Below are 13,993 nucleotides of genomic sequence, written 5' to 3' on the forward strand. Positions count from 1 at the left end.
GGCTAGAGCCGCTCGGCACTGCTACGGATCAGTTCCAGCGAGGGAGTAGGCCCCAGAGCGGCTGCTCTCAGTTGATCGAACACCTGCCTATAGGCGCGCACTTGCGCGTCCTCCTCAATGTACAACGACGTGGCGATGGTGTCCGCACGCACGACATCCATCCCCGGCGGAGGGGTGTTCACGATGGTGAAGGATCCATTCACGCCGCGATGGGACTCCGTCGTGTACGGGAGCACCTGGATCGTGATGTGATCGCGCTGCGCCATGCGGGCAAGGTGGAGAAGCTGGTCCCGCATCACGGACGGCCCGCCAAACTTGGCCTGCAGAACCGGTTCGTAGATGACCGCCCACAGTTGGGGCGCATTATCGCGGTCCAGGGCCAACTGTCGGTGCATACGACCTGCGACATGGTGCTCCAGCTCCTCGTCAGCCACGTCGAGCCGACCGCGCCGGAAGAGGACGCGCATGTAGTCGGCGGTTTGCAGCAGGCCCGGCACTAGGGTGGTCTCCCAGCTGTGCAGGGCCACGGCCTTGGACTCCATCTCGGCAAGGTCGGTGAAGCCGTCGCTGAGCACATCGCCGTACCGGTTCCACCAGCCCTTCGTCCGGCCCTCGCGCGCCATGCCGAGCAAGGCCTCGGTCAGGGCCTCGTCCTGGACGCCGTAGGCCTTGAGCAGGACGCGGAGGTCGACGGGTCGGATGCCGTTGACCCCCGTTTCGATCCGGCTGATCTTGGCCTTCCCGCACTCCAGCACGGCGGCGGCAGCCTCAAAGGTCAGCCCTTCCGCCTCGCGCAGTTTGCGCAGCTCGGCGCCCAGACGCTTCTGGCGGACTGTAGGGCTCTTACGCGGCGGCATGCCCTCCCCTTTCGTAGCTGAGTGAACAGTCTTCCCAAAGCACCTAGTTGGGGTCTAGTCACCCAATCGGGTCAGTTCTAGGAGAACCAGTGCACCTTTGAACGCTGCCGCCGCTACTTTCGGTACCGATTCCGTCACGAGACGCGACGCCGCGTACGTGATGGCGACCACCGGCGACGGGAGACACCGTGAATGACGGCAACAATCAGGCGAACTGGTCCTACGACGTACGGATCGACGCGCAGCCGTGGATGGTCGCGCTGGTGCGGGACTCACTGGGCTCCGCACTACGGCGGCGCGGGCGGCCCGAGTTGGCCGATACGGCCGCGCTGCTGGTGAGCGAGGTGGCGACAAACGGGATCCTCCACAGCAGGACGCCGGTCACCGTCCGGGCTCAGTGGCAGGGCAGCAGACTGTGGGTCGTCGTCCACGACGAGAGCCCGGTGTTCCCGACGCAGGAGATGCCGGGGGCGGAGGAGGAACACGGGCGGGGACTCCTCCTGGTGGACGGCTTCGCGAAGTCATGGGGCGTGCGGCCGTGCACGGTGGGGTCGGGCAAGGTGGTGTGGTTCGAGTTGGGGTGAGGGGCAGCACGCCGCGAGGACCGACGTGTGGTCGGAGGCGTGAGGGCGCTGGTCCAGTAGGTGGGGCGCTGAACGAGCGCACCGAAGCCCGCTGTCATCCCGCTCTGGCAGACTCGGCCGCACGCACACAGGGCCCTCGAAACCGCCCTCTGAGCTTCATGGGAAAGGATCCGGACGTGACCGCGCAGCACATGGAGCACGACGGACCGCTGATCCCACAGCCAGCCATGACGCGGGAGGCCTTGCGGGAGGCGGTCAAGCGGATCGCTCTGCCCAGCTTGGCGGAGCTGGACCGGGAGTGCGAGAAGGCATTCGACCGGGCGGTACAGACGCAGTCGACCAACCCTCTGCGCTTCTTCCTGATCAAGTGGGCAACCTTCGTGGCGATGCAGCGCTGGCCCGCCCGAGCTGCAGCGCTGCATGAGGCCGAGCAGATCTCAGGCGATCCCCGCAGCACGCAAGAACAATTCCGAGCCGCGATGGACACGACCAATCGAATCCTCGCCGAGGCTCAGCAGGAGATCGGGCCGTGGCTGAGCGGGGCGGGGCGTGGAGCACGGGATCGGTAGGCTCCGGTGCATGAACGTTGAGGTTGAGATCGTGCGCGAGGCCGGCCAGGAGATCGTGGAGGCGTTCGGGCGGTTGCTGCCGCAGTTGTCGTCGTCCGCGAAGCCTTTGGACCGCGAAGCGGTTGACCGGATCGTGGCGTGTGATGCGAACACTGTCCTGGTCGCTCGCGCGGAAGCGGGGGGCGAGATCGTCGGGACCTTGACGCTGCTGCTGGTCCCTGTGCCCTCCGGGCTGCGTGCGCGCATCGAGGACGTGGTCGTCGACGAAGTGGCCCGTGGCCAGGGAATCGCGGCTGCGCTGACCCAGGAGGCCCTGCGGCTGGCGCGGGAGGCGGGCGCCGGCACCGTTGACCTCACGTCGCGACCAGCGCGCGAGGCGGCCAATCGGTTGTACGAACGCCTTGGCTTCGAGGCCCGGGAATCGACGGTCTACCGGTTCTCGATGAGCGCCCCGAAACGCCGGCCGGCGGCCATTGACCGTATGCGGCGGATGATCGCCGAGGGGACGGCCGATCCTTCGGCCGAGTAGGAGCGCGAGGAGCCGGGCGAGGCCGGGGCTGCCTTCAGGAAGCCGACGGCGGGGTGAAGGTGATCTCGACGCGGCGGTTCTGCTTGCGGCCGGGTTCGGTGGAGTTGTCGGCGATGGGGTAGTCCTCGCCGTAGCCACGGACCTGGAAGGAGTAGGCGGTGTTGGAGCCGCTGGCGGCGAGCTGCGTGGCGAGGATGTTGTAGACGGCGTCGGCGCGCTGTTTGGAGAGCACGGCGCCGTGGGCGCTGCTGCCGAGGTTGTCGGTGAATCCGAAGACGCGGATGGGGTCGGTGACCTTCTTCGTCGCGATGTCGGATGCGATGGCCTTGATGCGGGCGGCGGCGGTGGGGCTGAGCTTGGCGCTGTCCTTGCCGAAGGTGACGTCGGCCTGGAGGGCGTACGTGATGGTGGAATTGGACTCCTGGTGACGCTCCTCGCCGGAGCTGGCGGTGGCGGTCGAGGAGGAGGACGAGTCCGTTACGGAGACGATGTCCAGGACCTTGGGGGCGGCGAGTGTGGCCCCTGCGGGGAGCTTCAGGCCAGGGGCGTTCGGGTCGATCTTGGTGGGGGCGGAGGATGTGGGCAGGGCGGTGGGGTTGACGGTGTCCGCGCGGGCGGCGGCGACGGGGAACACCGGGAGCAGCGTGAGGGCGAGCGCCAGCGTGGCGGCGGCGGATCCCGGGCGACCGGTACGAGGCATCGGTCACCCCTCCGAGATCGTGATCTTGGCCGGGGGCATGGTGGGGAGCTGGAAGTCGACCTCGGTGGTGGACTTTGGCGGGGCGGGGAATTGGGCGAAGATGGGCCGCGTCTCGCCGGGGCTGATGAGGGTCAGCCCCATGGTGCAGAGGCACAGGCCCTCGGTGTCCCTGAGGACGTAGTAGCGCTTCTTGCCCGCCTCGTCGACGAGGGTTGCTCCAGCGAGCGACGAGCCGGACTTCTGGACTGCGACCTCCTGGCCCCTCCAGCCGAGGGCGTTGAAGACCGACTGGCCGTTGTTGGTCAGCGTGCCGCTGACCGTGACAAAGCCACCGGTATCACGCGTAGCCGAGTTGATGGTGACGGTGATGCCCTGGCCGCCCTTGATCTGTGCCAGTGTTGCAGTTGGTTCAGGCGTTGGGGGCGATGAGTCCTGGGTCGAACTGCCGGTGCTTTTGGTGCTGCTGGACTTCGTGGCGCTGGATTGGCTCTTCGTCCCCTTGTCGCTGTTCCCGCCGCACCCGGACACCATCAAGGCTGCGCTGGCGACGAGTGCGACAGCGACCGCAGGCCTGCGGCCCCTCGCCGTCTGCTGGATGCCCATGCGTCCCCGTTCCTTTACTCGCTGAGATGTACGGAGAAGAACTCCGCCAGGTTCAGTTTGAAGTTACTGGCCGTCGGATCGACGGACAGCTCCCCAGCGGTGCAAGTAAAGATGATGGCGTTGGGGCCTTTATGAACGTCCGTGCAGCGGGGGGCAATGACGGCAGTGGCCTTGGACGTGGCGTGTATATCCTCAGTGCCTTTGACCACGGACTTGCCGACAGTTCCGAGCGTACGGACTCCGACGGTGTAGCTGAGCGGGCTGTTCGTCCCCGGACAGCCGGTCACTTCAGCGCCATTGCCAGCGGCATAGGTACCGGCGGCGGCACACGCGCCAGTGCCGTCGATGCCGGTCCCATTGAGGAGTCCCTTCAACGTGCCGAGATCGCCTGCCTTCAGCGCGTCCAGGAATTTCCCCTCAATGCCGTCCCGGCCACCACGGGCAGCAGCCAGCGCCGCCGCGTCGGCGGCGGTTTGGGAGCTGTTCCGCAAGACGGATGCCTGGCCGACCGCGAAGAAGGCGAACGCGAGGAAGAACAGCGCCGCTACGGCAACGATGTAGATCCCCAGGGTCTGGCCTTCGTCCCTACAGGCGTAGCGGCTCAGATCTTGGCGATTTTCCCGATCGCGTCGAGGATCGCCTGCCCCACGGTGCCGCCGATGTTCGTGGTCGCCAGCGCCGCGATGATGATCGCGATCACCACCGCGATCCCCAGGTATTCGAAGGACGTCTGCCCACTGTCGCCACGGTCCCGCGCCCACAACTGCAGCACGGTGATCCGCTTCACAACCCATCTGCTCATGGCTCCGGCTCCCTGCCCTTGTCACCCGACGAACGCCGGCCGCGCGCCTTGCGCGTACCGCCTTCTCGCTGCCGCTACGGGGGCCGTCGGCCTGGACGGCGACCTTGACATTGACGTTGACGTCAGCCATGGCCCACCGCCTCTCGCCGGTCCGACCCGTAGCGATTCGTTCGGGGTTGCAGGTGCAAATTCGGTTGCGACTGCAAACGTACACCGCAACTGCTCGCTCCCGCAGCCCATTCCGAGCCAACTGACACACCCAATATGACGGCTTCCGTCACTACCCACCACCCGCCTCAGCCATTCCCGAAGAGGTCACCGAAGTTGACCCGCGAACCGAGGATGGTGCCCGTCATCAGCAGGATCATGGTCGCGGGCACCAGCAGCGTCGTAATCACGCCAGTCGCACGGGGCACGGTGCGGGCCACCCGCCGCCGGGCGTTCTGGGCTTCGGTGCGCCGCATGTCCTGCGCGATCTGGAGCAGTGTCTGGGCAATGGGCGCGCCCAGCTCCTCGCCCTGTTGGAGGGCGGTCACGAACTGGCTGACCTGGGCGCTGCGGTTCCGTTGGCGCAGCTGGTCGAAGGCGTCGCGGCGGCTGACGCCGACATCCATCTGGCGCAGGGCGACCCGGATTTCGTCCGACCACGGCCCGGAGTAGACCGCCGCCACCCGCTCCAGGGCCTGACGGAAGCCCAACCCCGCGCTGACGACGACCGCGAGGACGTCCAGAAAGTCCGGAAGTGTACGTTCAATCTCCTCGCGCCGCTTACGCACCGCCAGCCAGATGCCGAGATCCGTCCAGCCCCACGCGTATCCGATCATCAGCAGCGCCAGGAACCAGTGCCCGGACGAGAGCACCGCCAAAGCACCCGCCCCGCCCAGCATCCCGTACACGGCGCGCCGGGCGGCGTACCTGTCCACCGTCAGGCCGTGCGGGTGACCGGCATGGTCGATGCGGGCCCGGATCTTGTTCACCCTCGCGGGCCCGAGCATGCGGAGCACCACGGGCGCCCAGCGGATGCCCATGCGGTCGACGGCGTTGCCGACTCTGGTCGTTCGGGTGCGGCCGACCTCCAGGGCGAGCTGCAAGTCGCTGGGGAGCTTGACGTCGGCGCGGTAGATACCCACGCCGTAGACGATGCCGACGACGCCGGCCGCGACGAGAAGGGCCAGGGCGAGCCCGATCAGCGGATTCAGGGAATTCATTACGAGTGCCCGCCCCTCAGACGTCGATCCGCGACATACGGCGGATCAGGACGAAGCCGACGACGTACAGCCCAAGGGCGATCAACACGGCGATCCGACCGGTCCCGGACCCGGTCATGGCGCTCAGGGAGCCCGGCAGGATCTGGTTGAGCAGGAACAAGGACCCGATGCCGATCACCGGCACCGCATAAGCGGTGACCGTCACCTGGGACAGCTGGGTGCGGATTTCCCTTCGGGTCTCTTTGCGCTCCTCAAGAGTCACCGTCAGATTGCGCAACGACTCCACCACCGAACCGCCCGCGCGGCTGCTGAGCACGAGGGTCGTGACCAGGACGATCAGCTCGCGGCTCGGCAGCCGTGCCTGGAGCTCGTTCAGAGCGTCCTCTACGGAGTGGCCCATAGCCATCGCGTCGGCGACCTGCCTGAGCTCCTCGCCCGCCGGGGCCTCCAGCTCGTCCGCCGCCATGCCGACCGCCGTGCGGAGGGCGAGCCCGGCGTGGGTGGCGTTCGCGAGTACCCGTGCCAAGTCCGGGAGCTGGGCGATGAAGCGTTCGGTACGGATCCGTTGGCGCCACGCCAGGAAGGAGGAGACCGTCCATCCGGTCAGGATCGCGGCGACGGGCCCGAAGAAGGGTGCGAGGAGTGTGCCGGCGACCAGCCACGCACCGCCCACGGCCCCCACCGCAGCCGCCGTGAACTGGCCCGGGGTGAGGTTGGTCCCCGTGGCGGCGAGGCGCCCGGCGAGGCGCTTGCCCCACTGGGTCCGGCGTACGCGGCGGTCGAGCCCGGCGAAGGGGACGGTGCTGCGCTCCATGCCCGGGATGTCGGCGAGGCGGTCGACCAGGGCCGCCCGGTCGGCGCGGCCGCCGGCCCAGGCGTGCAGGCCCCAGACGCCGAGGGCGAGGGCCAGCGCGGAGGCCCCCAGTGCGGCAAGAGCCAGACTCATTTCGCCTCCCTGCTGGCCAGCTCCAGCTCCGTGTCGCCGACGCCGAAGGCGGCCGGGACGTGTTCACCGGCCAAGTACATCCGCTCGGCCAGTTCCCGGGGTACGGGGAAGTGCTCGTACCAGCCGCGTACGATCCGGTCGGCGCCCAGGGGCTCGGCGCGGAAGCGGCTGGCGGTGGTGAGCCGGAAGGTGTCGCGGCCCCGGGAGGAGAGGATGGCGATCTCGGATACGCGCCGGGCGCCGTCGACGTCACGCCTCAGCTGGATGATGACGTCCACGGCGCTGTTGATCTGATCCCGCAACGCCTCGAAGGGGATCTTCACTTCGCTCATCGAGGCGAGGGTCTGGAGCCGCAGCACCGCGTCCTCGGCGGAGTTGGCGTGGACGGTGGCGAGGGAGCCGTCGTGGCCGGTGGACATGGCCTGGAGCATGTCGAGGGTCTCACCGCCACGGACCTCGCCGACGATGATGCGATCGGGGCGCATGCGCAGCGAGTTGCGTACGAGGTCGCGGATGGTGATGCGGCCGTGGCCCTCGACGTTCGGGGGGCGGGTTTCGAGCCGGATGACGTGTTCCTGCTGGAGCTGGAGTTCGGCGGCGTCCTCGACGGTGATGATGCGCTCGCCGTCCGGGATGAGCCCCGACAGGGAGTTGAGCAGGGTCGTCTTGCCGGCGCCGGTGCCGCCCGCGACGATGACGTTGAACTTGGCGCGCACGAGGGCCGCGAGAAGCACCAGCATGTGCTCGTCCAGCGTGCCGAGGGCGATGAGCTCATTCAACGTATATGCCCGCGGGAAGCGACGGATGGTAAGGATCGGGCCGGTGAGGGACAGCGGCGGGATGATGACGTTGACGCGCTCGCCGGAGGGCAGGCGGGCGTCGACCATCGGATTGGACTCGTCGACGCGGCGGTTGACGGTCGAGACGATGCGTTCGATGGTCTGGAGGAGCTGGTCGGCGGAGGAGAAGCGGGCGGCGACGGGCTCGACACGGCCGGCCCGTTCGACGTAGATCTTGTCCGGGCCGTTGACCATGATTTCGGTGACGGTCGGGTCTTCGAGGAGCGGCTCCAGGATGCCGAGGCCGAGGGCCTCGTCCACGACGCGGCGGATGATGCCGGTGCGCTCCTTGGTGGAGAGCACCGGACCTTCGCGGCTGATGATGTGGCCGAGGACACGCTCCAGGCGGAGCCGACGTTCGGCGGCGGCGAGGGCCGACATCTCGGCGAGGTCGATCTCCTGGAGCAGCTTGGTGCGGTAGACGGCGACGAGGTTGCCCTCTTGGGTCTGCGGAGCGGATTCCTCGGGAGCGAGGCGGTCGCGGAGGCTCATGGGGTGGTCGTGTCCTCCTTGGGCATCGTCGCGGATCGGCTTACGGAGCCGGGGTTGAAGAGCGGGATGACTGCGGGAATCTGAATGGTCGCCGTCATTTGGACGGAGTGGGGCGCCGCTCCCGCACTGGGATCGGAAATCGTCACCTGCAGCCAGCTGCTGACGGCGGCGTCACCGGCCGCCTTGCCGGTAACCCCCGCCTTGTACTTCGCTTCGGCACGGGCCGCCGCACGGGCGGCCGTCCCGGCCTCGGAGGCCGCGTAGGCGGCGAGGCCCAGCTGGATGCCGGCCAGGGCGATGAGGAGCAGGATCGGCAGTACGCCAAGGAATTCCAGCGATGCGCTGCCCCGGTCCCGGTCTTGGTCCCGGCGCCTGCGGGCCCGCCGTCTCACGGGGCCGTCTCCTCGTCCACCGCCGAGGCATGCCCCGTGACCGTGAGCCCGAAGTTGATGCCGGGGAAGAGGACGGGGACCTTGAGGCCGACGTTCGCCGTCGCCATGCCACCGGCCGACCCGGCGTCGAAGGAGGTCATGTCCCAGGCGCCCGGCAGGTCCTGCTGGGCGGCGGCCCGCGCGTCTTTGCGGACCGCCTGAGCCCGAGCCGCCTCGTCCGCCGCATTCCCCGCCAGGGTGAAGGTGTAACCGGCAAGCACCGCCTGCCAGATGAGGATCAGCGTAACGAGAATGATCGGGGTCATCCCCAGCGTCTCCAGGGTCACCTGCCCCCGGTCACCCTGGCCGCCCCGCTCGCCCCTTTCACCCCGCTCCGCCCGCTCACCGCGCTTGCCGCGCCGCCCCGCCGCCGGTCTGGGCTCGGCCGGGGCGACCAGACCCACCTCGGCCGCCAGCGCCCATATGCCCTGCTTCACCGTCGACCGGTTGTCGAGGTCCTGGAGCCGCCCCGCGTCAACGACGGCCTGGAGCTCCTTGTACGCGGCCGGGATGACGGAAGTGGCGACCTTGGTCCCCGTAATGCGGGCGATCAGCGAGGGTTGGATCTCCGTACCCCGGGTGTAGCGGTTGACGGCGACGGTGATGTCCTGCGGCTTGCGTATCTGGAGCCGGTCCCACATCCGCACCATGCGTTTGGCGGCGCGTACGGCGACGACGTCCGGCGTCGTCACGAGCACCGCCGCCTCCGCCGTCTCCACGGCGACGGCGTTGGCGCTGTTCATCTGGGTGCCGCAGTCGACGACCACGACCTCGTATCTCTGCCGCAGGGCGTGCAGCACCTGCCGGGTGGCGCGGTCGGTGACCTCCTCGCCGCGCTCGCCCTCGCCGGGGGCGAGCAGGAGTGCGGGGCCGGATTCGTGGACGTACATGACGTCCTGGAGCACCCGCGTCGATACGTCGCCGATGTCGGCGAGGTCGGCCATGGAGCGGCGGAACTGGACGTCGAGGTAGGAGGCGATGTCGCCGCCCTGGAGGTCGAGGTCGACCAGGGCTGTGGACCGTCCGGCGCTGTGGGCGGCCAGGGCCAGCTGGACGGCCGTGACGGTGGTCCCTACGCCGCCCTTGGATCCGGCCACGGCGAGCATCGTGCCGCCGGGGATGACGGGGAGGGCGCGCTGGGGGTTGAGGTGGGCGCGGACGCCGGCCGCCCAGCTGGCGGCGGCCTCGACGCGGGCGCCCAGGTCGGCGTAAGTGAGCGGGAGTCCGACGACGCCACGGGCGCCCGAATCCATGGCGGCGGCGAGGACAGCGGGGCTGGGGTCGGCGGTCAGCAGCACCACGCCCACCGCCGGGAAGCGGAGCGCGATGTCGCGGACCAATTCCATGGCGGGCATGGGCGTGATGAGGTCGTGGATGACGACGGCCTCGGGGAGTTCGTCGAGGCCCGCCTCGGCGGCGCGGGCGAGGGCGTCCAGGAGCGTGGTGGAGTCGGGGACGGCGGGGGCCGGTTCGACGCCGGGCAGTTGGTGGAGCAGCCCGGCCAGTGCGCGGGCGGTATCGGGGTCGGCGACGCCGGACAGGATCCGTACGATCACGGTCGGCCTCCCTGGAGCACGGTGGGGGTGGTCATCGACGTGGTCATCCGTGGCTCCCCGTGTCACCCGCGAGGGTGTACGTGCGGTCGCTCGTCGGCGGGCTGCTCGTGTCGCCCGGTGCGACCAGGGCCAGTCGTACGTGCTTGGCGAAGGACTCGGCGAAGGCGACCCTTTGGGCGTCCTGCGCTCCCAGGGCGAAGGTGATGGGGACGCCCTGGGTGGAGGACCGCAGGCTGTTGTCGCTGGTGTCGAAGGCCTTGATCTGGCCGACGTCGATGACCGGCGCACCCGTGACGATGATCCTGGAGACGTCCGGGTCGGTGTCTTTCTTCCCGGCGAAGGTGGCGAAGATGTTGACCTTCGCGCCCGGGGTGATCTTGCCGGCGACGCCGGTCTCCGCGTCGATCATGATGGCGATCTCCATCTGGCCGGCCTGGAGGGCGGGCCTGGCCTCCACCATGTCCGTCTGGAGCAGCGAGCCGCTCTTGAGTGGTGTCGCGGCGATCTTCCCGTTCAGCTCCACGAGGTCCCGTACCGCCGTCGTCGGCAGCCAGCGCTTGGGGATTTGAACCTTCGTGAGCTGTTGCGAGGTGATGGTCTTGTACGCGGGTATGTCCTGGGTGAGGCGGTACGCGGTGATCTTCGGTCCCACCTCGGACCGGGCGTCGCCGATGACCGACAGCACGCCGGCGAAGGCGGCCACCGCGCACAGCGCGGAGACCACGAGGAGGACGACGCCACGACGCTGACGTGAGTTCATCGGCTTGGTGCCCTATCGCTTTCGCTTCGCTTGCTGCTTATTCGAGCGCTCGCCGGCTGGCGTGCGCGACTTCCCTGGGCCCGTTCGGCCCCTTGGGTCCCTTGAGTCCGTTCGGTCCTCCCGGACCTTTGGGTTCCATCGGGGGCCGGATCCGATTGTCGACCTTCGCCGAGCAGAAAAGACAGCGGTCGCCGATGACTTCAAGGCCGCACCAGGAGCAGCGGTCGCGCCGCACGGAGGTCACCAGCTGGTACAGCACCCCGACATCCCCGATGTACGCCGCGAACTCCACCAACCGCCCGGTCCCCCACCACTTTCCCGCCTCCGGCGCCAACGGCACCTCGCGCACATGCTGGACCCGCCACGCGCGCGCCAGCGGTCCTGTCACCCACCCCGGATCGATGCCATGGCCCGGCGCGACCGCCAGCTGCGTCACGAACGCCGGTCCGGGCGGGGTTTTCGCCTCGTCGGCCTCCGCGAGATAGGGCTCGGGGTGCGCGAGGGCCACGAAGTACCGCCCCGGCACCAGGGACTTCAGGTGCGCGCCCACCGGCACCTCGATGCGGTCCAGCTTCGCGATCGAGCCCAGCAGCGCGCCCGAGTAGAGGTAGTACGAGAGCAGCCGGGCCGCCCCTGCCAGTACTCCCGGCCCCAGGTCGGTGGCCGACAGCTGGCGCAGCTGCTCACCGAGCAGGGCCGTCGCCAGCGGCGGCAGGTCTACCGGCACGAGCGCGAGGCGGTCGGACTCCAGCGCTGCTCGCAGGGTGTGCATCCGGCGCCTTACCGGATCGGTCGGTTCGGGCGGTACAAGCACCACAAGATGCCCGTGCGCCTCCAATCCCGCGACTATGCGGAGCAGATGCTGCTCCAGCGGGAGCGCCAGATCGTCCGCCGTGACCGTTACAACGCTCGACACGTCGTGACCTCCCCGGTATTCCCGGCCTCCCCGCGCATATGCCCCTGCGGGGCAGAGCTTATCCCTGCGGGTAGCGGAATGGGTGCGGATCGTTGCCCCGCCGTGGAGTCGGGGAGCCAGGTGGTCTTGACCGTTGGATTGGTCTGGACCAAACTGCGATTGCGCCTCGCAGTACGGCCCACTCCACGGCCAACTCCTCGCCCCCAGGAGGCAGTAATGGACCAGGCACATTCGAGACTTGCCCTGAGAACGGCCGCGGTGACCGGCGCCGCCGCCCTCGCCGCCGCCGGGCTCATGGCCATCGGCGGGGCCGGCAGCGCTTCCGCGGCGGCCGCCAACCTCGTCACCAACTCCGGCTTCGAGAGCGCCCTTTCCGGCTGGACCTGCACCGCCGGCAGCGGTACCGCGGTCAGCAGCCCGGTGCACGGTGGCTCCTCGGCCCTGAAGGGCACCCCGTCCAGCTCCGACAACGCCCAGTGTTCGCAGACCATCAGCGTGCAGCCGAACTCCAGTTACACGCTGAGCGCCTGGGTCCAGGGCAGTTACGTCTACCTCGGCGCGAGCGGCACCGGCACCACCGACCCCTCCACCTGGACGCCGTCCGCCACCTCGTACACCCAGCTCAGCACCAGCTTCACCACCGGCGCGAGCACCACGTCCGTCACCGTCTACGTGCACGGCTGGTACGCGCAGCCGGCCTACTACGCGGACGACGTGACCCTGAGCGGAGCCGCGGGCACCGCCACACCCACCCCGACCCCGACGCCCACCCCCACCCCCACGCCGACTCCGACTCCGACCCCCACGCCCACACCGACGCCCACCGGCCCCGGCGCATCCATACCGACCCACGCCCTCACCGGCTACTGGCAGGACTTCAACAACGGCGCGACCGTCCAGACCATCGCCCAGGTCCAGAGCCAATACAGCATCATCGCCGTGGCCTTCGCCGACGCCACCACCACGCCCGGCGCGGTGAGTTTCACCCTCGACCCGAGCCTGGGCTACTCCGTCTCGCAGTTCAAAGCGGACATCGCGGCGAAGAAGGCAGCCGGCAAGAAGGTCGTCATCTCGATCGGTGGCGCGAACGGCACGGTCAGCATCAGCGACTCGGCCTCCGCCACCAACTTCGCCAACAGCGTGTACTCGCTGATGCAGACCTACGGGTTCGACGGTGTCGACATCGACCTGGAGAACGGGCTCAACGCGACCTATATGACGCAGGCGCTGCGCTCCCTGTCCGCGAAGGCGGGCTCGAGCCTGATCATCACGATGGCCCCGCAGACCATCGACATGCAGTCGACCTCGAACTCCTACTTCCAGACGGCGCTCAACATCAAGGACATCCTGACCGTCGTCAACATGCAGTACTACAACAGCGGTTCGATGCTCGGGTGCGACGGCAAGGTCTACTCACAGGGCTCGGTGGACTTCCTCACCGCGCTCGCCTGCATCCAGTTGCAGGGCGGCCTCGCCCCGTCGCAGGTCGGGCTGGGCCTTCCCGCCTCGACGAGCGCCGCGGGAAGCGGCTATGTGTCGCCGTCGGTCGTGAACAACGCGATGGACTGCCTCACCAGGGGCACCAACTGCGGCTCGTTCAAGCCGTCCACGACGTGGCCGTCCCTTCGCGGCGCCATGACCTGGTCCACCAACTGGGACGCGTCGAACGGCAACAGCTTCTCCAACACCGTCGGAGGGCACCTCAGCACGCTGCCGTAGCAAGGTAGTAGCCGGCAGCCGGGTCACCGCGCCCCCACCCCCACGGGGGGCGCGGTGTTCCGACGTCCCGGCAATCCAGGGTCTTCAACTGTTGGGGGTTTCGCTTAGGGGGCCTTGTGGATGCTGCGTAGCGGAGTGTGTGTGGATCTGTGGGTAATTCTGCCCTGTTTCCAGCGATGGTGTGATGTTCGTGCTGGTTTGGGGTGGTGGGTGCGCTTGGGGCCGTAGGCTCCTCGCGTGGAACTTCTTCGGTTGGCGGTGGCTGCGCGGTGGGTGGGTGTGCACCCTGGCACGCTGCGGTTGTGGGCGAACGAGGGCAGGGTTCCGGTGGTGTGGGTGGGGCGTGAACGGCGCTTCTCCAGGGAGGCGTTGGATGTCCTGACCGGCTGCCCGGATGTGGCCGGGCGTCGTGAGGCGCTGTATGTGCGGGTTTCGGGCACCAGCGGGCAGGAGTCGTCGCTGGCCGCGCAGGAGGCCGAGCT

General features: G+C 68.7%; 16 protein-coding genes and 1 pseudogene. 5 read left to right on the plus strand and 12 right to left on the minus strand.

Translation table 11 applies throughout. The features are described from left to right. Positions 1-2 precede the first annotated feature (2 nt). Positions 3-857, minus strand: a complete 855-nt coding sequence (locus tag FCI23_RS37855) for a helix-turn-helix domain-containing protein (RefSeq protein WP_136728706.1) — start codon at positions 855-857, stop codon at positions 3-5. Positions 858-1,045: 188 nt separating this feature from the next. On the opposite strand from FCI23_RS37855, the gene FCI23_RS37860 reads away from it, so the two are divergent. The 3 genes and pseudogenes from FCI23_RS37860 to FCI23_RS37870 all read left to right on the plus strand — a co-directional run. Continuing rightward, on the plus strand, positions 1,046-1,441 hold the full coding sequence (locus tag FCI23_RS37860) for an ATP-binding protein (RefSeq protein ID WP_136728707.1): 396 nt from the start codon (positions 1,046-1,048) through the stop codon (positions 1,439-1,441). A 176-nt stretch (positions 1,442-1,617) separates the two neighbouring features. After that, on the plus strand, positions 1,618-2,010 hold the full coding sequence (locus FCI23_RS37865) for a hypothetical protein (protein ID WP_136728708.1): 393 nt from the start codon (positions 1,618-1,620) through the stop codon (positions 2,008-2,010). A gap of 10 nt (positions 2,011-2,020) precedes the next feature. Beyond that, positions 2,021-2,452, plus strand: a pseudogene (locus FCI23_RS37870) (GNAT family N-acetyltransferase); the annotation flags it as partial. 121 nt (positions 2,453-2,573) lie between these two features. Here the strand turns inward: FCI23_RS37870 and FCI23_RS37875 are convergent. The 11 genes from FCI23_RS37875 to FCI23_RS37920 form a co-directional block, all read right to left on the minus strand. Next, entirely contained in the window at positions 2,574-3,239 is a 666-nt protein-coding gene (locus tag FCI23_RS37875) for an OmpA family protein (protein ID WP_136728710.1), read from the minus strand. A gap of 3 nt (positions 3,240-3,242) precedes the next feature. After that, the gene (locus tag FCI23_RS37880; RefSeq protein ID WP_136728711.1) at positions 3,243-3,842 is read right to left on the minus strand and encodes a hypothetical protein; all 600 of its coding nucleotides are present in this window, start codon (positions 3,840-3,842) and stop codon (positions 3,243-3,245) included. Between the two features lie 14 nt (positions 3,843-3,856). Continuing rightward, entirely contained in the window at positions 3,857-4,447 is a 591-nt protein-coding gene (locus FCI23_RS57035; protein ID WP_265737797.1) for a pilus assembly protein TadG-related protein, read from the minus strand. After that, a complete protein-coding gene (locus FCI23_RS57040) occupies positions 4,444-4,644 on the minus strand; it encodes a hypothetical protein (protein ID WP_169317110.1) in 201 nt (66 codons plus the stop codon). The genes FCI23_RS57035 and FCI23_RS57040 overlap by 4 nt, the downstream gene beginning before the upstream one ends. Before the next feature lie 296 nt (positions 4,645-4,940). Beyond that, entirely contained in the window at positions 4,941-5,852 is a 912-nt protein-coding gene (locus FCI23_RS37890) for a DUF5936 domain-containing protein (protein WP_136728713.1), read from the minus strand. A 16-nt stretch (positions 5,853-5,868) separates the two neighbouring features. Beyond that, positions 5,869-6,798, minus strand: coding sequence for a type II secretion system F family protein (locus tag FCI23_RS37895; protein WP_136728714.1), 930 nt, complete (start codon positions 6,796-6,798; stop codon positions 5,869-5,871). Beyond that, positions 6,795-8,129 (minus strand): CpaF family protein, encoded by a 1,335-nt coding sequence (locus FCI23_RS37900; RefSeq protein ID WP_136728715.1) that lies wholly within the window; start codon positions 8,127-8,129, stop codon positions 6,795-6,797. The genes FCI23_RS37895 and FCI23_RS37900 overlap by 4 nt, the downstream gene beginning before the upstream one ends. Continuing rightward, the gene (locus FCI23_RS37905; RefSeq protein ID WP_136728716.1) at positions 8,126-8,521 is read right to left on the minus strand and encodes a TadE/TadG family type IV pilus assembly protein; all 396 of its coding nucleotides are present in this window, start codon (positions 8,519-8,521) and stop codon (positions 8,126-8,128) included. The genes FCI23_RS37900 and FCI23_RS37905 overlap by 4 nt, the downstream gene beginning before the upstream one ends. Further along, complete coding sequence (locus FCI23_RS37910; RefSeq protein WP_136728717.1) at positions 8,518-10,116, minus strand: AAA family ATPase; 1,599 nt, start codon at positions 10,114-10,116, stop codon at positions 8,518-8,520. The genes FCI23_RS37905 and FCI23_RS37910 overlap by 4 nt, the downstream gene beginning before the upstream one ends. A gap of 43 nt (positions 10,117-10,159) precedes the next feature. Further along, positions 10,160-10,876, minus strand: a complete 717-nt coding sequence (cpaB, locus tag FCI23_RS37915) for a Flp pilus assembly protein CpaB (protein ID WP_136728718.1) — start codon at positions 10,874-10,876, stop codon at positions 10,160-10,162. A 37-nt stretch (positions 10,877-10,913) separates the two neighbouring features. Beyond that, a complete protein-coding gene (locus FCI23_RS37920) occupies positions 10,914-11,792 on the minus strand; it encodes a hypothetical protein (RefSeq protein ID WP_211265635.1) in 879 nt (292 codons plus the stop codon). 216 nt (positions 11,793-12,008) lie between these two features. On the opposite strand from FCI23_RS37920, the gene FCI23_RS37925 reads away from it, so the two are divergent. After that, entirely contained in the window at positions 12,009-13,511 is a 1,503-nt protein-coding gene (locus tag FCI23_RS37925) for a chitinase (RefSeq protein ID WP_136728719.1), read from the plus strand. A gap of 237 nt (positions 13,512-13,748) precedes the next feature. Then, positions 13,749-13,993: helix-turn-helix domain-containing protein (locus FCI23_RS37930; RefSeq protein WP_136728720.1), on the plus strand; the 245-nt coding region annotated here is incomplete at its 3' end.

It is taken from the genome of Actinacidiphila oryziradicis, assembly GCF_005047355.1.
Classification (GTDB): Bacteria; Actinomycetota; Actinomycetes; order Streptomycetales; family Streptomycetaceae; genus Actinacidiphila; species Actinacidiphila oryziradicis.

Coding starts and splice junctions, on each gene's coding strand:
- FCI23_RS37855 (WP_136728706.1), bottom strand. CDS start 857: ATGCCGCCGCGTAAGAGCCCTACAGTCCGCCAGAAGCGTCTGGGCGCC.
- FCI23_RS37875 (WP_136728710.1), bottom strand. CDS start 3,239: ATGCCTCGTACCGGTCGCCCGGGATCCGCCGCCGCCACGCTGGCGCTC.
- FCI23_RS37880 (WP_136728711.1), bottom strand. CDS start 3,842: ATGGGCATCCAGCAGACGGCGAGGGGCCGCAGGCCTGCGGTCGCTGTC.
- FCI23_RS57040 (WP_169317110.1), bottom strand. CDS start 4,644: ATGAGCAGATGGGTTGTGAAGCGGATCACCGTGCTGCAGTTGTGGGCG.
- FCI23_RS37890 (WP_136728713.1), bottom strand. CDS start 5,852: ATGAATTCCCTGAATCCGCTGATCGGGCTCGCCCTGGCCCTTCTCGTC.
- FCI23_RS37895 (WP_136728714.1), bottom strand. CDS start 6,798: ATGAGTCTGGCTCTTGCCGCACTGGGGGCCTCCGCGCTGGCCCTCGCC.
- FCI23_RS37900 (WP_136728715.1), bottom strand. CDS start 8,129: ATGAGCCTCCGCGACCGCCTCGCTCCCGAGGAATCCGCTCCGCAGACC.
- cpaB (WP_136728718.1), bottom strand. CDS start 10,876: ATGAACTCACGTCAGCGTCGTGGCGTCGTCCTCCTCGTGGTCTCCGCG.
- FCI23_RS37925 (WP_136728719.1), top strand. CDS start 12,009: ATGGACCAGGCACATTCGAGACTTGCCCTGAGAACGGCCGCGGTGACC.